The organism is Aliiglaciecola sp. CAU 1673, from assembly GCF_029223185.1.
Classification (GTDB): Bacteria; Pseudomonadota; Gammaproteobacteria; order Enterobacterales; family Alteromonadaceae; genus Bowmanella.
Window position 1 is genome coordinate 39422 of the sequence record NZ_JARHUG010000010.1, and the last position, 18701, is coordinate 58122.

Genomic DNA, 18701 nt, shown 5'->3' on the forward strand with positions numbered 1-18701 from the left:
ATTATACAATCACGAAGACTGAAATGCATATATAGCAAAGAATCTATCTATTTGATCCCACTAATGAAGTTCATTGTCCTGTTGCAACAACTTATCCTGCTCAGGTGCAATAAATTCCTGCATATCCGGCAGTTCTTCTAAACTGGACAACGAAAAATAGTCCAGGAAGGCTTTCGTAGTGGCATACAGTGCGGGTCTGCCAGGCACTTCTTTATGCCCCACGGTTTTTATCCAACCACGCTCGCTGAGCGTTTTGATGATATGACTGCTGACCGACACCCCGCGCACATCTTCAATCTCACCGCGGGTAATGGGCTGGCGGTAGGCAATTAGCGCCAAGGTTTCCAGCATCGCCCGCGAATAGCGTGGCGCTTGTTCCTGCCACAGTTTACTTAACCAAGGGGCCAGACTGTCCATGGATTGAAAACGATAGCCAGATGCCACCTTGACCAATTGAATTCCCCGGGCGCGGTAATCCAGCTCCAATTCCTTGAGGATAGCGCTTAAGCGTTTGCCACTAACGCCGAGATCCAGCAATACCGTTTCCTGTAGCTTCTCTTCGCTGAGCGGTCCCTCTGCTACGAAAATAGCGGCTTCCACCAGTTGTTTTAGCTGGGCATCCGATATCTTGGCCATCAGTCGCGCTCCGCCAGTTTGGCTTTTACATGGATATCAGCGTAGGGCTCTGCTTGCACCAAATCGATTAGAGATTCTTTCACCAGCTCCAGCACCGCCAAAAAGGTGACCACCACACCCGCCCGCCCTTCCTCAACACTGAATAACTGTGCAAAGGGCACAAACTCGCGGCCACGGATAACATCTAAAATGCGGCTCATGCGCTCTCGGGTGGACAGGGCCTCTTTTTTGATATGGTGATGCTCAAAGGCAGCGGCGCGCTTAAGTACATCTTGAAAACTTAAGGCAAGCTCATGCAAGGTGACCGTAGGCAGGATGCGAATAGGGGCAACGCTGTCGCTTGTCTGAGCGCTCGCAGCAAAAAGATCCCGCTCCAGGCGCGGCAATGCATCCATCTCGCCAGCAGCCTTTTTAATCAGTTCATATTCTTGCAGCCGACGGATTAATTCTGCGCGAGGATCTTCTTCATCTTGATCAGCATCCGGTCGTTTGGGCAACAACAACCTTGACTTGATCTCCGCCAAAATAGCAGCCATCAGCAGGTATTCTGCGGCCAACTCCAATTTAAGCTCTAACATCAGTTCAACGTATTCCATGTACTGACGAGTGATTTGCAGGACCGGCAAGGTGAGGATATCGAACTTCTGTTTACGGATGAGGTAAAGCAGCAAATCCAGCGGCCCTTCAAAGCTTTCCAGGATAACTTCCAGGGCGTCGGGAGGAATGTATAAATCTTCGGGCTTTTCAATCAACGCCTCGCCATGTACAAAAGCCAGCGGTAGCGGTTGTTGAACCCCCGATGACGGCGGTAGTCCATGCGCATCAGACAAAGGCGGACACATCCCCTTCACCCTCGCGTAACACCACACATTCCCCTTCGGACAAATCCAATACAGTGGTGGGGTGCTCCCCCAAACATCCACCATCGATGATTAAGTCCACCAGCTTTTCCAGATGGTCGCGGATCACTCCAGGATCTGACTCGGCCATATCATTACCGGGAAGAATAAGCGAAGCAGACATCATCGGTTCACCTAAGGCTTCGAGTAACGCCAGTGCAATAACGTTGTCAGGCACGCGAATGCCGATGGTTTTGCGCTTTGGATTTTGCAGGCGCTTGGGCACTTCCTTGGTGGCTTTCAGGATAAAGGTATACGCCCCAGGGGTATTGTTTTTAATCTGCCTGAAAGCCTGGTTATCAACCCGCGCATACACGGATAGTTCAGACATATCTTTGCACATCAGGGTAAAGTGATGATCTTTACCCAGGCCACGAATACGGCAGATACGCTCAATAGCGTCTTTATCGTCAATATGGCAGCCGATGGCATAACCAGAATCTGTGGGATACACCACCACGGCACCTTTGTGGATCATGTCACAGGCTTGCTTGATCAGCCTGGTTTGTGGATTGTCCGGATGAATCTGAAAAAATTGGCTCATATTGTTGTTCTTTTATGCGTTTGCCGTTTGGCAGTGAACGTCCAGTTGCGGCCAGTCCCGCCATATTGGCACAAGGCCGTCTGGAAGCGAAAGGTTTTTACCCAACTCTGTCCAGCGGTTGGGAAAATGAAAATCTGAGCCACAGGAGGCAGCCAAGCCATATTCCATAGCATAACTTGCCAGTTGGCGCTTCATATCGGGTGCCAACTGCGGATGGATCACTTCCATGCCATGCCCCCCCGCTTGGGCAAATTCAATCAATAATCGCCGCAACCACTTAGCAGACAGATCGTATCTTGCCGGGTGGGCAAGTACAGCGTTGCCGCCAGCGTCTTTTATCCAGCTTACCGCTTCGCCAATTTCCGGCCACTTGGGTTTAACAAAGGCCCGTTTGTCTTTACCCAAATAGTGCTGAAAAGCCCCGTCGAAATCTTTCACCTGGTTACGCGAGACCAATACCCTGGCAAAATGAGCCCGGGTCAGTTGTCCTGGTCCCGCCAGTTTCTGGGCATCTTCATAAACCCCTTCTATGCCTGCTTTTGCGAGCTTATCTGCTATTTCTCTGGCCCTCTCCTCCCGACGTTCAGCCTGCTCTTTGAGGCGAACACAAAACTCCGGATGCCGATGATCGATGTTAAGACCCAATATATGAATATCGAAACCATGCCAGCGTGTGGATATTTCGATACCGGGAATAATAGTGAGCTTGCGTTTTTGCCCGGCTTGGTAAGCTAACGCCTCATCGATGGCTGCCACCGTGTCATGATCGGTAATTGCAAGCACATCCACTTGCATATTATGAGCCCGATCAATCAACTCTTGTGGCGACAACAAACCATCGGAATAATGGCTGTGGCAGTGCAGATCTATTTTCATCATCCATCCGATCAAGAACCCATAACCACTCGTTCTAGCTTAGAAGCAGCAATACCTTAAAAGGCTATTGACAGGGAAAGGGATTTGTTTTCTTCTATAGGCAGATTATAACGATTTCCCTGACAAAGGTCTTGCATGCAAGTTTTTCAACACGTTGCAACTAACTGGTGGTGGCATCTCCCGACATAGCGGGCGTGTTGTTATTTGTATTTGAACAAATTTCTCCAAAAAGCCCGCGATTCGCGGGTTTTTTCGTTTAAAGGACTGGAAAATCATGAGCTTAGCAAAACTAAGTGAGAGCACCGGTAAAGTGGAAACGCTGATAAGGCCCGCCGCCTATCAAGCTGATCCGCTCAGGCTTTACCGTCAACTGTGCCAGGACAAAGCCAATAGTTTGTTGCTGGAGTCGGCTGAGATAGACAGCAAAGACAACCTCAAAAGCCTGATCCTGATAGATGCCGCCCTGCGCTTAGAGTGCAATGGCCACGTTGTCAAAGTGCAGGCCTTATCTGCAAACGGCCAAGTGTTGCTTCCGTTACTAGCCGAGCACTGCCCGGCAAAGGATGTTAGTCATCTCAACCAGCGTGAACTGCTATTGCATTTCCACACACCAAGCCAGGAACAAGATGAAGACAGCCGCTTAAAAACGCAGTCCGTCTTTGACAGCCTGCGTACGTTGTTGCAGCACATCACGCCACTTCGAGACCATCCGGATGCGCTGTTTTTAGGGGGGGTGTTCGCTTACGACTTGCTGGCCGGTTTTGAAGATTTACCGGCGGTTTCAGAGGGTGACAACGATTGTCCTGATTTTGTCTTCTACCTGGCAGAAACCTTATTGCTTATTGATCATCAGGCCAGGCAAACCCAGCTGATTGGCAGTGTGTTTAGTGGTCCCTCGGTTGCCACCAATTACTTTACCATTAGTCAGCGTCTGGAAGCCTTAGAGCAAATTATGCAGGCCCCCATCAGTTTGCCATTGAATAAGACACCGTCTGTCAGTGCGGACGATCTGACAGTGAGCAAATCCGATGACCAATACTGTGAAGATGTGCGCTTTTTAAAAGAACATATCCTGGCTGGCGATATCTTCCAGGTGGTGCCATCGCGCACTTTTAGCTTGCCCTGCCCCGATCCGCATCTGGCCTACGCCAAGTTAAAAGAGCAGAACCCCAGTCCCTACATGTTCTATATGCATGATGAGGCTTTTTGTATTTTTGGCGCCTCTCCCGAATCGGCACTTAAGTACAGCGCCCACAGCAATGAAGTGGAGGTCTACCCCATCGCCGGCACGCGTCCTCGGGGTGTTAACGTTGATGGCAGCCTGAACCGGGATTTGGACAGCCGGATTGAACTGGACTTGCGAGAAGACAGCAAGGAAAAAGCCGAACATCTGATGCTGGTGGATCTGGCCCGAAATGATATTGCCCGGGTATCCAAACCCGGCACTCGCTACGTTAAAGATCTACTCAAAGTAGACCGCTACTCACAGGTGATGCATTTGGTCTCAAGAGTCGTCGGTGAGTTAAGAGAAGATCTGGATCCGCTTCACGCCTATCAAGCCTGTATGAATATGGGTACCTTAGTCGGTGCCCCCAAAGTCAGTGCCGCTTGTTTGATTCGCCAAGTGGAAAAAACCAGGCGCGGCAGTTACGGCGGTGCAGTGGGTTATCTCAACAGCCAGGGTGATATGGACACCTGTATTGTTATTCGCTCCGCCTTCGTCAAAGGCGGCACTGCTTATGTCCAGGCCGGTGCAGGGGTGGTCTATGACTCTTCTCCGCAATCGGAAGCCAACGAAACACGCAGTAAAGCAAAGGCAGTGCTGCGCGCAATTATGGATGCACACCATGAGGCTAGGTTATGAAGAAAGCCCATATTCTGCTTTTAGATAACATTGACTCCTTTACCTACAACCTGGTGGATGAAATGCGTTGCCTGGGGTATGAAATGAGTGTTTATCGCAACCATCTCAGCGCCGAGTTTATTCTTGAACGTATGCAACAAATCAGCGGCCCGGTGTTGCTGATGCTTTCACCTGGCCCTGGAGCCCCATCAGAAGCCGGTTGTATGCCAAAATTGTTGTCCCTGATACAAGGCCGTTATCCAGTGCTCGGCATTTGCCTGGGCCATCAGGCCATGGTTGAACACTATGGTGGTAAAGTGGGCCGAGCAGACAAGGTGATGCATGGTAAGTCCTCTTTGGTCTCTCACAGTGGCGACATGATATTTAAAGACCTGCCCAATCCCCTGCCTGTGGCTCGTTACCATTCCTTGATGGCCACCGCATTGCCCGAAGGTTTATCGGTGCTGGCACAAAGCCAGGAAGATGCCGTGCCCATGGCGGTTTATCATCAACGTGATGCCATGCTTGGTTTTCAGTTTCATCCGGAGTCCATTTTAACGGCCCATGGCAGCCAACTGCTGGCGCAAAGCATTGAGTTCCTGTTGCAACAAGGAGTCGCTTTATGATCCACACTCTGCTGGAACAGCTTTACCAGGGACAGCCCCTGCAAACCGACCAGGTTAAACAGCTTTTTGATGATGTTGTCACCGGTAACATGGAGCCTATCCTGCTTTCCTCTTTGCTGACAGCGCTTAAGATGAAAGGCGAAACTCCGCAGGAGATAGCCGGTGCTGCCTTGGCGCTTGCCGGTCATGCCGCCCCTTTCCCCAGACCGGATTATGCCTTTGCCGACATCGTTGGCACTGGCGGGGACGGCCATAACACTCTGAATGTTTCGTCTGCCAGTGCGGTTGTTGCCGCTGCCTGCGGCGTAAAAGTAGCCAAACATGGTAACCGCAGCGTTTCCAGCCGCTCAGGCTCAGCAGACTTATTTCGGGAATTTGGCCTGAACTTGGAGATGAGCGCAGAGGTAGCAAGGCGTTGCCTGGATAAAAGCGGCTTTAGTTTTCTGTTTGCGCCGAACTACCATGGCGGTATTCGTCATGCCATGCCGGTGCGCACGGCCCTGAAAACCCGCACCTTATTTAATTTGCTCGGCCCACTAGTTAACCCTGCCAGACCCAGTCATCTGGTTATTGGTGTATACCTGCCACAGTTACTGAAGCCGTTTGCCGAAACCCTGAAGCTGCTGGGCTATCGAAACGCCTTAGTGGTACACGGCAGCGGCTTGGATGAACTTGCATTGCATGGCCCATCTTCGGTAGCAGAGCTTAAGGACGATGACATCAGCTACTATCAGCTGACTCCGGCCGATTTTGGCCTGGACACTCTTCCCCTGGAAGCCATTAAAGGGGGCGAACCAGCGCACAATAAACAGCTTATCGAGCAATTGCTGGCAGGTCGCGGCGAGATTGCCCATCAACATGCCGTCGCCATCAATGCTGGCGCCCTGTTAAAGGTGTGTGGCGCAGCCACAACCTGGCAGGATGGCGCCGACAAAGTATTGCAAGTCTTAAAAACGGACAACGCCCTGACCTTACTGCAGACATGCGCAAAGACCAGCCGGGAGGAATACTGATGGCCAATGTGCTGGATAACATCATTGCCCATAAACGCCAGGAAGTAGAGGCAAGAAAAGCAGCGCTGCCATTGGAGGAGTTTATCGGCGGACTTACACCATCGACTAAGAGTCTTGAAGCTGCCTTAGCCAAACCTGTGGCCGGTTTTATTTTCGAATGTAAAAAGGCATCCCCTTCCAAGAGCCTTATTCGCGATCCTTTCCTTCTCGATGAGATCCTTGATGCTTATAAGCCTTATGCCGCAGCGATTTCGGTACTGACCGACGAGCGTTACTTTCAGGGCAGTTACGAGAACCTGGCCTATGTAACGGCCAGAGTCGACCAACCCGTGCTCAACAAAGACTTTTTTATCGACCCTTATCAGGTCTATCTGGCCCGCCACGCCAACGCCGATGCGATTTTGCTGATGCTTTCAGTACTGGACGATAAAACCTACCTTGAGCTGTCGACGCTGGCCGAAAAATACCAGTTGGATGTGCTCACCGAAGTCAGTAACGAAGAAGAGACCCATCGTGCGGTGGCCCTTGGCGCACGCATTATCGGTATCAACAACCGCAATTTGCGTGACCTGAGTACAGATTTGGCCACCACCGAGCGCCTCGCCGCATTGATCCCAGAGGATCGCCTGATCGTTTCAGAATCAGGCATCTACACCCATAGCGATGTGCTACGGCTGGCCCCTGTCGCAGACGGCTTTTTGGTAGGGAGCTCTCTGATGGCGCAGGCAAACCTCTGCCAAGCAGTGCGCAAGCTGCTGTTTGGTGAAGTAAAAGTGTGCGGCCTGACCCGTCCTGCTGACGCTGCCTTGATAAAGTCGCTGGGGGCGAGCTACGGGGGCTTGATCTTCGCCCCCTCTTCGAAGCGTTGTATCTCCATAGAGAAGGCCGTTGAACTGGTAGCAGCGGTACCTTTTGATTATGTGGGAGTGTTTGTGGATGCTCCTATTGAAGAGATAGTAGGGACAGCTCAAAAGCTGCAGTTGGCAGCAGTTCAACTACATGGACAGGAAGACCAGGCCTATATAGAAAGCCTCAGAACAAAGCTACCTGCCAAGTGCCAAATTTGGAAAGCCTGCGGGGTTCAGGGACAACTTCCGGCGCTTAATCTTGAGGGTGTGGACAAATACCTTCTGGATTGTCAGATCGGCCAGCAGATGGGGGGAACCGGTCGACGGTTTAATTGGTCACTGCTGGAAGATCTGTCGGATAAATCGGTGGTGGGTCTTGCCGGTGGCTTGAGCCCCGACAATATTGTTGCCGCTCGTAACACAGAAGTCGGTCTACTGGATATCAATTCCGGGGTAGAAATCGCCCCTGGCATCAAAGATGCCGAAAAACTAGCACAGCTTTTTACAACATTGAGAGAGTACTGATGAGCAATAAACTTGCGAGTAAGTTCGGTGATTTTGGCGGTATGTATGTGCCGGAATTGCTGATCCCCGCCTTGGATCAGTTGGAGCAGGCCTTTATCGATGCCCAGCAGGATCCAGACTTTCAGTCAGAATTTATGGCGCTATTGAAAGACTACGCTGGGCGGCCCACAGCACTGACCAAAGTGCGTAATCTGGTCAGCAATCCCAAGGTTACGCTGTATTTAAAGCGTGAGGATTTGCTCCATGGTGGTGCCCATAAAACCAATCAGGTACTGGGACAAGCCTTGTTAACCAAACGCATGGGTAAAACCGAAGTCATTGCCGAAACCGGTGCCGGACAACATGGTGTGGCGACGGCCCTGGCCTGCGCATTGTTGGGGTTAAAAGCGCGGATTTACATGGGCGCCAAAGATGTGGAGCGCCAGGCGCCCAATGTCTTTCGTATGCGCCTGATGGGTGCAGAGGTGATCCCTGTGCACGCTGGTTCAGGTACGTTAAAGGACGCGGTCAACGAAGCCATGCGTGATTGGTCTGCCTCCTACGACAGAGCTCACTATCTGCTGGGCACTGCTGCCGGTCCCCATCCCTTCCCCACCATCGTACGTGAATTCCATCGCATGATTGGCGAAGAAGTGCGCAGTCAAATAATGGAAAAAGAAGGTCGTCTACCCGATGCAATAGTGGCCTGTGTGGGCGGTGGCTCCAATGCCATTGGCATTTTTGCCGATTTTATCGACGAGCCTGGTGTGAAGTTGATTGGCGTTGAACCTGCCGGCAAAGGCCTGCATACCCATGAACACGGTGCGGCGATTGCCAATGGCACCAAGGGCATTTTGCACGGTGCTTACAGCTACATTATGCAAACCCCGGAAGGTCAGATTGAAGAGTCCTATTCGGTTTCTGCAGGATTAGACTACCCCGCCGTGGGCCCACAACACGCCTATCTACATGATATTGGACGGGCTCAGTACGCCGCCATCAGCGATGAGGAAGCACTCAACGCCTTTCAGTTACTGGCGCGAAAAGAAGGCATTATTCCCGCCCTTGAGTCCTCTCACGCCTTGGCCCATGCCCTGAACATGGCGGATGAAGCCGAAGAAGAGACCCTGATTGTGGTTAACCTGTCGGGGCGTGGTGACAAAGACCTGACCCATGTTCATCAAATCCTGCAAGGAGCCACACAAAATGGATAGATATCAGCAGCTATTTGCTACTTTACACGAACGCGGTGAAGGCGCCTTTGTCCCCTTTGTGATGCTAGGCGACCCCAGTCTTGAAGACAGCTTTGATATTATTGAAGCCTTGATTTCGGGTGGTGCTGATGCACTGGAACTGGGGATCCCCTTTTCCGATCCGATTGCCGATGGTCCCACTATTCAGCAAGCAGCAATCCGAGCATTGGATAAAGGCGTGACGCCCAAAGATTGCTTTAACCTGATGGCCAAAGTCAGGGCTGCTCACCCCAACATCCCAATTGGTCTGCTGCTGTACAGTAATTTAGTGTTAGCCCCCGGTATCGACCAGTTTTATGCCATGGCCGCGAAGGCGGGCGTAGACTCCATCCTGATCGCCGATGTCCCGGTCAGAGAATCAGCCCCCTTCCACCAAGCAGCCAAAAACAACAGTATTCAGCAAATACTGATAGCGCCTCCCAATGCCAGTGAAGAAACCTTTGCCGATATCGGCCATCAGTCTGGTGGTTACACTTATCTGCTTGGCCGTGCCGGCGTGACAGGAGCCGAGACTGCAGCAGTGATGCCCCCGATTGCAATGATCCAAAAGCTGAAGTCGGTTAATGCTGCACCGCCGTTATTAGGGTTTGGTATTTCCACCCCATCGCAGGTAAAAGCAGCTATCGAAGCCGGTGCCGCCGGGGCGATTTCCGGCTCCGCCGTGGTGAAATTGATTACCGAGAATCTGGGCAACAAGTCTGAAATGCTTAAAAAACTGCAAGAATTTGTTTACGGCATGAAGCAAGCCACGAAGGCAAGCAGTTGATTTAACAAAGCATTCCACGCTCCGGCGGGTGGGCAACCCGCCGCTTTCGATTACCATGGAGCTGTTCCCTTGGCGTGAAAATGGATAGACTGCTCTTGTCTGTTTATAGAGGTATCATTAATGCAGTTTTTGCTGGAATTCTTTCCACTACTGGTTTTCTTCCTGGTCTATAAATTTCAGGATATTTTTTGGGCCACCGGCGCCTTGATGCTGGCGTCCATTGTGCAGCTGGCAGTGACCTATCTGCAAAGCAAGCATATTCCCAAAAAACAATGGATATTCTTTGCCATGATCCTGGTTTTTGGCGGGCTGACCATTGGTCTGCATGACGAAACCTTCATCATGTGGAAACCGACTATCGTCTATGTGTTGTTTGCCGTGATCCTTCTTGGCAGCCAGGTGATGAAACGTCCCGCCCTCAAAGCGCTTTTGGATTCAGCCATGGAATTACCAGAGCGGGTATGGGTCAAAGTAAACCTCGGATGGGCGCTGTTCTTCTTGGCCAGTGCCGCCGCTAATCTTTATGTAGCATACGGCTTTGAGCAGGAAGTCTGGGTCAACTTTAAAGTGTTCGGCATGACCGGCGCGACCTTGGTGTTCACCTTCCTGACCATTGTGTATGTATACCGCTATCTTCCACAGGAAGAAAAAGCTCCCGCACCTTCCAAGGACGAACAGTAGTCCTTCTTTTTGCCCCAAGCGTAAGCAAGCGCTTGGGGTGATTCCCCAACAAACATTGTTAACACTTTGTTATTTTTCTTTTCGCAAGCCTTAACAAAAGGGTTGACCAGCGTTCACATTTCCCCTAGCCTTATAAATGTAAGCGCTTTCATTGGTGTTTTTAAGGCGTCTCTAGCAGACGCCTAACATTGGACTAGAATTGTAAGCGCTATCATTAAAATTAACGTGTGGTTAACACACAGGGCGCAACACAGGATCCAGGGGACACCATGAAATCCAGACGCTATTCAAAAACCAAGATCGCTACCAGCTTGTCATTGATTTTGGGCAGCGCCGCTATGATGCCGGCATATGCACAAGATCAGGACCAACCTAACGCCAACAATGACGGGCCTGTTGAAATTATCGCCATCAAAGGTATTCGCGGCAGCTTAATCCGGGCCATGGATATGAAACGTGAAGGCGAAGGTGTGGTTGACGGGATATCCGCAGAGGATATTGGGAAATTCCCGGATACCAACCTGGCTGAGTCATTACAACGTATTACCGGCGTATCTATTGACCGCCAAAATGGTGAGGGTAGTAAAGTCACGGTACGTGGTATGGGACCAGATTATAACCTGGTAACTTTGAATGGCCGTCAAATGCCCACATCGTCTTTAGAAGCCACCAGTGCTTCTTCATCACGCTCCTTTGATTTTGCCAATCTCGCCTCAGAAGGTGTGGCCGGCGTTGAGGTGTTTAAAACCAGTCGTGCTGACAACCCTACAGGCGGTATCGGTTCAACTATCAATATTCTGACCACTCGCCCCCTAAACGCTCCCGGTATGAATGCCACTTTTGGCGTAAAAGGCGTAGTGGATACTTCTTCTGAAGAAAATAGCGGTGTCACACCGGAAATCTCTGGTCTGTATAGCAATACATTTGCCGATGACACATTCGGTGTGGCCATCTCCGGCAGCTATCAGGAGCGGGACAGTGGTAATCAGCAAGCCAACGTCGGCACTGGCTGGCGCAGCTTTAGCGGCGTAACCGATCAGGACTGGGGTGCCGGCACTGCAGATTGGGGTGGTATTCCCGATGGTCCGAATTCCGGCCATGTAAACAGACCTGGTCCCGACTCCATCTATTCCGTACCACAAAGCCTCGGGTACAGCTTTAATGAGATTCAGCGAAAGCGTACTAATGGCCAGGTAGTATTCCAATACCGCCCTGTTGACGATGTCACTGCCACTTTGGATTACACATACTCCAAAAACGAGGTGGCCCAGCAGTTTAATGATTTGTCGGCATGGTTTAACTTTGGTCCGTCCACCGGTGAGTGGACCGATGGACCTATTGCTTCACCACTTATCTATGCAGAGCAAACACCAGCCAACCCGAATGATCCCAACAGCAGACCTGCGGATTTTTCAATGGGCGCCGGCGACTATGCCACGACCAATGAAAATAAATCTTTGGGCTTTAATGTAGAATGGCAGGTCAACGATAAACTGGAGTTGGAGTTTGATGTACATGACTCTTCCGCCGAATCAGGTCCTGATAGCCCTTGGGGAAGCAACAACGTACTAAGTGCAGCGACTTGGGTCAGAGAGGAAACCACCGCCTATTTCGATCAGGATTTTCCTGTGCTGGAACTTACCTATCCTCAAGGCCTAAACAGTATTCGTCCGCAAGATATGCGCATTACCGGAAGTTCCTTTAGAAATAGCTTAATGCGTAGCGATATTAAGCAATACCAGGTTAAGGGTGAATACGCATTTGATGATGGCATCATCAGTAGCATTAATTTTGGCGTGGGCATGACGGATGTCGACAACCGCTCGGCCTTCTCCAATGTGCAGCGTGATACCTGGGGTGGCGTAGGTCAGGCTGGTGATTTTGATGATAGTTTCTGGCCTTTAGATACTGTCGCCAACTATTTTGATATCCCAGGAAGCAGCAATCCACTCCTGCAAAACGAATTTTTCCGCTGGGACTTCAACAAAGTGCGCGCCCGTGCCGCTGAGCTCTATGCTGTATCCGGCGCCGGCGATTGTGGTAATGGTTTTTGTGCCTCGTCTGATTACACCACAGACAGACGTACTCAAGAAGAATCTGCTTTTGCTTATGTTCAATCGCATCTGATATTTGATATTGGTGATATGCCGGCCAATCTCTATCTTGGTTTGCGTTATGAGGAGACAGAAGTCGCCTCCCAAGCCCTCGTACCGACTTACAGCAATATCGCGTGGGTTGGCGCAAACGAATTCAATTTGGTGCCAACAGGTGACCGTGAATTTACTAGCCTAACGGGCGACTACGACTATTGGCTGCCCAATGTCAACTTCGATGTTGAGCTGGTTGAAGACGTTGTGTTAAGAGCATCAGTAGGCAAGACTATCGGTCGTCCAGGCTATGCAGATATTCAAGGCGGACAAACCATTGATTCATTGGTGCGTATTGATGGCGGTACGGGCGCAAGAGGTAATCCCAACCTGTTACCTTTGGAGTCAACAAACTTCGACTTTTCCGCGGAATGGTATTACGACGAAGGTAGTTATGCGTCCATTGGATATTACCGCAAGGACGTTAAAAACTTTATCGGCAATACGCAAGTCGTTGAGCAAGTCTTCGACCTGCCTCACCCGGCTCAAGGTTCTCGTTATGCGCAAGCTGTCGCTGCTGTGGGACTCGATAATGTAGCTATTCGTAATTACATTATCGAAAACTTCCCTGACAGCGTGAATGCTGCTGATGAAATAATTTTCGGTGTTGCTGGCGATGATGCACCAGCCACATTCAGGATTACCGTCCCCATTAACGACAAAGACGCCAAACTAACTGGTTGGGAATTGGCTGTTCAACATCTCTTTGGTGAATCCGGTTTTGGTGTCATTGCCAACCTGACTTTAGCCGATGCGGATGTTAGCTATGACAACTTCACCTTCGGAGAGCAGTTTGCCATTATTGGCTTAAGTGACTCAGCTAACTTTGTCGGCTTCTACGATAAGGACGGCATCCAGGTAAGACTGGCCTACAACTGGCGGGATGAATTCCTGAGTGGCGTAGTGACAGGCACAGGCCTCCACCCGACATACACGGAAGCCTATGGCCAATGGGACCTGAATCTTAGCTATGATGTCAATGACAACCTGACGTTATTTGCCGAAGGACTCAATATCACAGATGAGTACACCCGTACTCATGGCAGAGCCAATGAACAGGTGTTGAATGTGACTCAAACCGGTCCGCGTTATAACCTGGGTTTACGCTATAAGTTCTAATGTGGTTGTGAGAAGGCGCGCTTAGGCGCGCCTTTTTTAATCTCTGAAGTATTGTTATTGACCTCTTTGTCCCGACGGGTAATGTAGTACCCATGCAGCAACATAAATTTCACATCGTCGTGTTAGGTGGTGGCAGTGCGGGTTGGCTGACCGCGTCATTGCTGGCTGCCGATCATGGTGCCACTGAAAAAGGGCCCCTTAGGGTTACCCTTATTGAATCACCTGACATTGCCACTATTGGAGTGGGTGAAGGCACATGGCCATCCATGCGCGGTACCCTCTCTCGCATTGGGATTTCAGAAAGCGACCTGTTTCGTTATTGCGACGCCAGTTTTAAACAAGGCTCCTTGTTTCGCCAATGGGTGACAGGCCAAAACATCGATCAGTATTATCATCCATTTACCGCCCCAATGGGCCAACAAGACTTCGACCTCACGCCCCATTGGCAACCTTTTGCCAATGCACATGCCTTTGCTCCCAGTCTTTGTGCGCAACCGGCAGTTTGTGACAAGTATCTGGCGCCCAAACAGATCGCCACCCCGGAATATGCGTTTGTATTGAATTACGGCTATCACCTGGATGCCAAAAAGTTTGCTGATTTATTGCAGCAGCACGCGACCAAGAATCTGGGCGTAAAACATATAAGAGATCATGTTGAAGCGATTAAAGGCGAGCAAAATAGTCCGGTAGAGGCGCTCTACACCAAGGGTCATGGGGCCATCGAAGCGGACCTGTTTATCGATTGCAGCGGTTTTAACTCGGTGCTTATTGGCAAGCACTACCAAGTACCCATGGTACCGATGCAGCAGTTTTTATTTAATGATCGGGCGCTGGCCGCCCAATTGCCCCATAAAGACGAAAATGCACCTTTAGCATCATGCACAGTTTCTACGGCCCACGAAGCTGGCTGGGTGTGGGATATTGCCCTGCCTACCCGCCGTGGTATTGGCTTAGTGTATTCATCTAACCACCAATCAGCAGACCAAGCTGAAACCTGTCTTAGACAATATTTGGCTAAGGCCAGTGACAAGGAAACTGCTGATAACCTGAATATTCGACAAATTCCGATCAACAGCGGCTATCGCCAAATATTTTGGCAGCATAACGCAGTGGCAGTCGGGTTATCCGGCGGCTTTATTGAGCCTTTGGAAGCATCGGCATTGGTGCTGATTGAAATGTCCGCCCGCTTTATCAGTGATAACCTGCCAAGTCATCCCAGCCTGATGGCGCCCGTAGCCAAAGCATTTAATGCGCGCTTTACCCATCATTGGCAGCAGATCACCGATTTTTTGAAGCTGCATTACGTTCTATCCAAACGTGATGAGCCTTATTGGCAGGACAACAGAGTAATCTCTGGCATGCCAGAGAGCCTTAAAGATCGCCTGACTTTTTGGCAGCACCAGGTGCCCTCCCCCTATCATATTTCATTGGCAGAGGAGCTTTTTCCTGCCGCCAGCTATCAATATGTTTATTACGGTATGGGTGGACACACGCAGCATCTAGCAAGCAGCAAGTTTCATCGCCAACAAGAACGGGCCAGACAATTACTGAATGAAAATGCACGGCGCACAGCACAGCTAGTTCAGGCCTTGCCTACCAACCGAGCGCTAATTCAACAAATTCAGAAGCAGGGCCTGCCCCGCCTGTGAATGGCTAACATGGAGTCTTTATGACCAGACACGCCTTACTAAATAACCAGCAACATCAGCATTTGAGAGTGCGTACAGAGCGTAGCGCTGCCCTTGGTGACAATCACATGTTTGTGCCTACCTTTGTGGCAGAGCTTCGTAGTGTGCAGGCCCATTACCCGGTGTTTTTCCAAAAACATCCTCAAACAGGCGACTTCCAACCGGTTGCGCTATTTGGCTTTCAAAGCGGCGAAAATTTGTTTTTAACTGAATCCGGATGGGATGCAGACTACTTACCTATGCTGATTGAACGCCAACCTTTTTTGATTGGTTACCAAGCCAATCCAGAGGTTCCCGGCGGCCAGGACAGAGTCATTCATATTGATTTGGACAGCCCAAGGGTGAATGAACAGGAAGGTCAGGCATTGTTTTTGGAGTTTGGTGGTACCACCGAGTATTTACAACGTATCGGCGCCATGCTGGAAGCCATCCATCATGGCATGCAGGACAACCAAGCATTTGTACAGTCTCTGCTAACACTAGGGCTTCTTGAAACTTTTAGTCTGGATATTCAGTTAGATAACGGTGCCCGTAATCAAATGCTGGGTTTCTACACCATTAATGAAGACAAGCTGGCGACGCTGGATGGTAATGCCTTGACTGCCTTGCATGAGAAGGGCTTTTTAATGGCGATTTATATGATCCTGGCCTCTCATTCCAAGCTTAGGGATCTTATTCATCGCAAAAACCTGCAGCTAGAAGGCGACAAGTAATATGAGTGTGGGCTTTGGCACAGCAGTAACGTCGATAACCATGGCAGACGCCGAGGCGCTTATGCCCCTGCTGCCAGATGCCGACAAGCCCATGCTGTTAAAAGGATTAGTCAAAGATTGGCCGCTAGTGCAGGCGGCCAAGCAGAGTGATGACGCCGCCCTTTCCTATCTGGCCAGTTTTGACAGTAACGTGCCTATTACCGCCTATCTGGGTGGCCCGGACATTGACGGGCGGATCTTCTACAACGACGATTTCAGTGGCTTTAACTTTGAGCGCGCGCAACTGCCTCTTAAACAGTTACTTTCGCAATTGTTGGCTGCAAAGAATGCCCCAAAACCGCCCACCATCTATATGGGTTCGACATTGGTGGATCATTGGTTACCGGGCTTCAGACAAGAAAACGACTTACCCATTAACTTAACGGCGTCGGAACAAGGCAACACACTGGTCAGCGTGTGGATTGGTAACCAAAGTCGCATTGCCGCCCATTACGATTTTCCCCAAAACATTGCCTGCTGCGCAGTGGGTAAAAGGCGCTTTATCCTGTTTCCGCCGGAACAAATAGAAAATCTGTATGTGGGGCCGCTGGAGATAACGCCATCAGGTCAACCCATCAGTCTGGTGGATATGCAGAATCCTGATTTAACGCGCTTTCCGCGTTTTGCCAAGGCCATGGAAAGTGCCCTGGTGGCCGAACTTGAGCCGGGTGATGCGCTTTTTATTCCCAGTATGTGGTGGCACCAGGTGCAAAGCCTGTCTGCCTGCAATGTGCTGGTCAATTACTGGTGGCGCAACAGCCCGGCCATTTTGGGAGCGCCCATTAATGTGCTTACCCACGCCCTGTTAAGCCTGAAATCGTTGCCAAAAGCGCAACGTGACTCCTGGCGAAACCTGCTGGACTATTATGTTTTTGAACATGAACAGCAAGATTTTGCACATATCCCTAAGGACAAACAAGGTGCGTTAGGTCCCATCAACGAACAAATGGCCCGTCAGTTACGGGCGCAATTATTAAATAAATTGAATCGATAGCGAATTCCCTATCAGAGGTGGTTATGAAAAGTGCTGGTATAAAAAAAGTAGTGATTGCCGGTGGCGGCACGGCGGGATGGATGGCGGCAGCGTCACTGGCTAAGTTACTGGGCAAAGTACTGGATATTACCCTGGTGGAATCCGACCAAATAGGCACCGTGGGGGTCGGCGAAGCGACCATCCCTCCCCTGTTAACCCTACACAAACTGCTCGACATTAATGAGCGCGAATTTATGGCCCATACCCAGGCCACCTTTAAACTGGGCATTTCCTTTGAAAACTGGAAAAACGTTAACCAAGACTATATCCACAGCTTTGGTACAACCGGCAAAGATTGCTGGGCTGCCGGCTTTCAGCATTTCTGGCTTAAGGGCATGGAACGAGGCATCGCAAGTGATTATGGTGACTACTGCCCCGAGCTTATCGCGGCCAAGCAAAACCGCTTTGCAGTGCTGCCTAATCAGGGCCTGAACTATGCCTATCACCTTGACGCCAGCCTGTATGCGGTATTTTTGCGTAATATGGCAGAGCAACACGGCGCCAAGCGTATCGAGGGCAAAATCAACAGGGTGCAAACCTGCGAAAAAACAGGTTTTATCCAGGCTCTTTTACTTGAAAGTGGTCAACGCATTGAAGGCGATTTGTTTATTGACTGCAGCGGTTTTCGTGGTCTTCTGATTGAACAAACACTGCATACCGGCTTTGATGACTGGACCCACTGGCTACCCTGCGACAGTGCCTGGGCAGTGCAGACCGAATCCGTGGCACCGCCAATTCCCTACACCCGCTCTATTGCCCGCGAATCCGGGTGGCAGTGGCGTATTCCACTGCAAAGCCGTGTAGGTAACGGCCTGGTCTATTGCAGTCGCTATTTGGATGATGATGCTGCTCGCCAGTGTTTGCTGGATAATGTTGAAGGTAAAACCCTGGTAGAGCCAAGATTAATTAAGTTTCGCACCGGCACCCGCCGTAAGCACTGGAATAAGAACTGTATCGCCTTGGGATTGGCCAGTGGATTTATCGAGCCGTTGGAGTCTACCAGTATCCACCTGATTCAACGTGGCATCGTGCGTCTGATGCAGATGTTCCCCCTTAATGGCATAGAACAATCTGACATTGATGAATTTAACCAACAAACCCGCCACGAAACCGAGAATATCCGTGATTTTATCATCCTTCACTATAACGTAACGGATCGTCGTGACACCGCCTTCTGGCGTCACTGTGCCGGCATGTCTATCCCGGATAGTTTGCAACACCGCATAGAACTGTTCAGGGAGACCGGACGGGTATTTAAGGTTCCCAATGAGCTCTTTGGTGAAAACTCCTGGACTCAGGTCATGATGGGCCAGGGCATTATCCCCAGGCAATATCATCCGATAGTCAATGCCATGGAAGATCAGGAGCTTGAGCATTTCCTTGGTCAGATAAAAATGCAGGTAAAGCGCCGTGTTGAGCAACTGCCCAGCCACCAGGACTTTATCCGTCACTACTGCCCGGCGGCCATGTAGA

Annotated in this window: 16 protein-coding genes; 12 read left to right on the forward strand and 4 right to left on the reverse strand. The window is 50.4% G+C overall.

Going from position 1 to position 18701, the window contains the following annotated elements; all coding sequences use genetic code 11:
* Positions 1-60 precede the first annotated feature (60 nt).
* The 4 genes from scpB to P2G88_RS11015 are packed head-to-tail and all read right to left on the reverse strand — an operon-like array spanning position 61 to position 2955.
* On the reverse strand, positions 61-636 hold the full coding sequence (scpB, locus tag P2G88_RS11000) for an SMC-Scp complex subunit ScpB (protein ID WP_275795918.1): 576 nt from the start codon (positions 634-636) through the stop codon (positions 61-63).
* On the reverse strand, positions 636-1466 hold the full coding sequence (locus tag P2G88_RS11005) for a ScpA family protein (RefSeq protein WP_275795919.1): 831 nt from the start codon (positions 1464-1466) through the stop codon (positions 636-638). The genes scpB and P2G88_RS11005 overlap by 1 nt, the downstream gene beginning before the upstream one ends.
* Positions 1459-2079 (reverse strand): L-threonylcarbamoyladenylate synthase, encoded by a 621-nt coding sequence (locus P2G88_RS11010; protein ID WP_275795920.1) that lies wholly within the window; start codon positions 2077-2079, stop codon positions 1459-1461. The genes P2G88_RS11005 and P2G88_RS11010 overlap by 8 nt, the downstream gene beginning before the upstream one ends.
* 12 nt (positions 2080-2091) lie before the next feature.
* On the reverse strand, positions 2092-2955 hold the full coding sequence (locus tag P2G88_RS11015; RefSeq protein ID WP_275795921.1) for a PHP domain-containing protein: 864 nt from the start codon (positions 2953-2955) through the stop codon (positions 2092-2094).
* A gap of 274 nt (positions 2956-3229) precedes the next feature.
* Here P2G88_RS11015 and P2G88_RS11020 point away from each other — a divergent pair, with 274 nt between their 5' ends.
* The 12 genes from P2G88_RS11020 to P2G88_RS11075 all read left to right on the forward strand — a co-directional run bounded on the left by P2G88_RS11020 (position 3230) and on the right by P2G88_RS11075 (position 18700).
* Positions 3230-4819 carry an anthranilate synthase component 1 gene (locus P2G88_RS11020; RefSeq protein ID WP_275795922.1) on the forward strand — a complete coding sequence of 530 codons (1590 nt, stop codon included), beginning with the start codon at positions 3230-3232 and terminating at the stop codon, positions 4817-4819.
* A complete protein-coding gene (locus P2G88_RS11025; protein ID WP_275795923.1) occupies positions 4816-5424 on the forward strand; it encodes an aminodeoxychorismate/anthranilate synthase component II in 609 nt (202 codons plus the stop codon). Before P2G88_RS11020 ends, P2G88_RS11025 begins: the two co-directional genes overlap by 4 nt.
* Positions 5421-6437 carry an anthranilate phosphoribosyltransferase gene (gene trpD / locus P2G88_RS11030; protein WP_275795924.1) on the forward strand — a complete coding sequence of 339 codons (1017 nt, stop codon included), beginning with the start codon at positions 5421-5423 and terminating at the stop codon, positions 6435-6437. The genes P2G88_RS11025 and trpD overlap by 4 nt, the downstream gene beginning before the upstream one ends.
* A complete protein-coding gene (gene trpCF / locus P2G88_RS11035; RefSeq protein ID WP_275795925.1) occupies positions 6437-7810 on the forward strand; it encodes a bifunctional indole-3-glycerol-phosphate synthase TrpC/phosphoribosylanthranilate isomerase TrpF in 1374 nt (457 codons plus the stop codon). Before trpD ends, trpCF begins: the two co-directional genes overlap by 1 nt.
* Positions 7810-9003 carry a tryptophan synthase subunit beta gene (gene trpB, locus P2G88_RS11040; RefSeq protein WP_275795926.1) on the forward strand — a complete coding sequence of 398 codons (1194 nt, stop codon included), beginning with the start codon at positions 7810-7812 and terminating at the stop codon, positions 9001-9003. The genes trpCF and trpB overlap by 1 nt, the downstream gene beginning before the upstream one ends.
* Entirely contained in the window at positions 8996-9808 is an 813-nt protein-coding gene (trpA, locus tag P2G88_RS11045; RefSeq protein ID WP_275795927.1) for a tryptophan synthase subunit alpha, read from the forward strand. Before trpB ends, trpA begins: the two co-directional genes overlap by 8 nt.
* A 120-nt stretch (positions 9809-9928) precedes the next feature.
* A complete protein-coding gene (locus tag P2G88_RS11050; RefSeq protein ID WP_275795928.1) occupies positions 9929-10489 on the forward strand; it encodes a septation protein A in 561 nt (186 codons plus the stop codon).
* Positions 10490-10758: 269 nt separating this feature from the next.
* Positions 10759-13755 (forward strand): TonB-dependent receptor, encoded by a 2997-nt coding sequence (locus P2G88_RS11055; protein WP_275795929.1) that lies wholly within the window; start codon positions 10759-10761, stop codon positions 13753-13755.
* 92 nt (positions 13756-13847) lie between these two features.
* The gene (locus P2G88_RS11060; RefSeq protein ID WP_275795930.1) at positions 13848-15404 is read left to right on the forward strand and encodes a tryptophan halogenase family protein; all 1557 of its coding nucleotides are present in this window, start codon (positions 13848-13850) and stop codon (positions 15402-15404) included.
* A 20-nt stretch (positions 15405-15424) separates the two neighbouring features.
* Positions 15425-16156 (forward strand): SapC family protein, encoded by a 732-nt coding sequence (locus tag P2G88_RS11065; protein ID WP_275795931.1) that lies wholly within the window; start codon positions 15425-15427, stop codon positions 16154-16156.
* Between the two features lies 1 nt (position 16157).
* Complete coding sequence (locus P2G88_RS11070; protein WP_275795932.1) at positions 16158-17189, forward strand: cupin-like domain-containing protein; 1032 nt, start codon at positions 16158-16160, stop codon at positions 17187-17189.
* A gap of 23 nt (positions 17190-17212) precedes the next feature.
* A complete protein-coding gene (locus P2G88_RS11075; RefSeq protein ID WP_275795933.1) occupies positions 17213-18700 on the forward strand; it encodes a tryptophan halogenase family protein in 1488 nt (495 codons plus the stop codon).
* Position 18701 lies beyond the last annotated feature (1 nt).

What these genes read in the sequence shown, in the direction of transcription:
- scpB (WP_275795918.1), bottom strand. Translation starts at nt 636, where the DNA reads ATGGCCAAGATATCGGATGCCCAGCTAAAACAACTGGTGGAAGCCGCT.
- P2G88_RS11010 (WP_275795920.1), bottom strand. Translation starts at nt 2,079, where the DNA reads ATGAGCCAATTTTTTCAGATTCATCCGGACAATCCACAAACCAGGCTG.
- P2G88_RS11015 (WP_275795921.1), bottom strand. Translation starts at nt 2,955, where the DNA reads ATGAAAATAGATCTGCACTGCCACAGCCATTATTCCGATGGTTTGTTG.
- P2G88_RS11020 (WP_275795922.1), top strand. Translation starts at nt 3,230, where the DNA reads ATGAGCTTAGCAAAACTAAGTGAGAGCACCGGTAAAGTGGAAACGCTG.
- P2G88_RS11025 (WP_275795923.1), top strand. Translation starts at nt 4,816, where the DNA reads ATGAAGAAAGCCCATATTCTGCTTTTAGATAACATTGACTCCTTTACC.
- trpD (WP_275795924.1), top strand. Translation starts at nt 5,421, where the DNA reads ATGATCCACACTCTGCTGGAACAGCTTTACCAGGGACAGCCCCTGCAA.
- trpCF (WP_275795925.1), top strand. Translation starts at nt 6,437, where the DNA reads ATGGCCAATGTGCTGGATAACATCATTGCCCATAAACGCCAGGAAGTA.
- trpB (WP_275795926.1), top strand. Translation starts at nt 7,810, where the DNA reads ATGAGCAATAAACTTGCGAGTAAGTTCGGTGATTTTGGCGGTATGTAT.
- trpA (WP_275795927.1), top strand. Translation starts at nt 8,996, where the DNA reads ATGGATAGATATCAGCAGCTATTTGCTACTTTACACGAACGCGGTGAA.
- P2G88_RS11050 (WP_275795928.1), top strand. Translation starts at nt 9,929, where the DNA reads ATGCAGTTTTTGCTGGAATTCTTTCCACTACTGGTTTTCTTCCTGGTC.
- P2G88_RS11055 (WP_275795929.1), top strand. Translation starts at nt 10,759, where the DNA reads ATGAAATCCAGACGCTATTCAAAAACCAAGATCGCTACCAGCTTGTCA.
- P2G88_RS11060 (WP_275795930.1), top strand. Translation starts at nt 13,848, where the DNA reads ATGCAGCAACATAAATTTCACATCGTCGTGTTAGGTGGTGGCAGTGCG.
- P2G88_RS11065 (WP_275795931.1), top strand. Translation starts at nt 15,425, where the DNA reads ATGACCAGACACGCCTTACTAAATAACCAGCAACATCAGCATTTGAGA.
- P2G88_RS11070 (WP_275795932.1), top strand. Translation starts at nt 16,158, where the DNA reads ATGAGTGTGGGCTTTGGCACAGCAGTAACGTCGATAACCATGGCAGAC.
- P2G88_RS11075 (WP_275795933.1), top strand. Translation starts at nt 17,213, where the DNA reads ATGAAAAGTGCTGGTATAAAAAAAGTAGTGATTGCCGGTGGCGGCACG.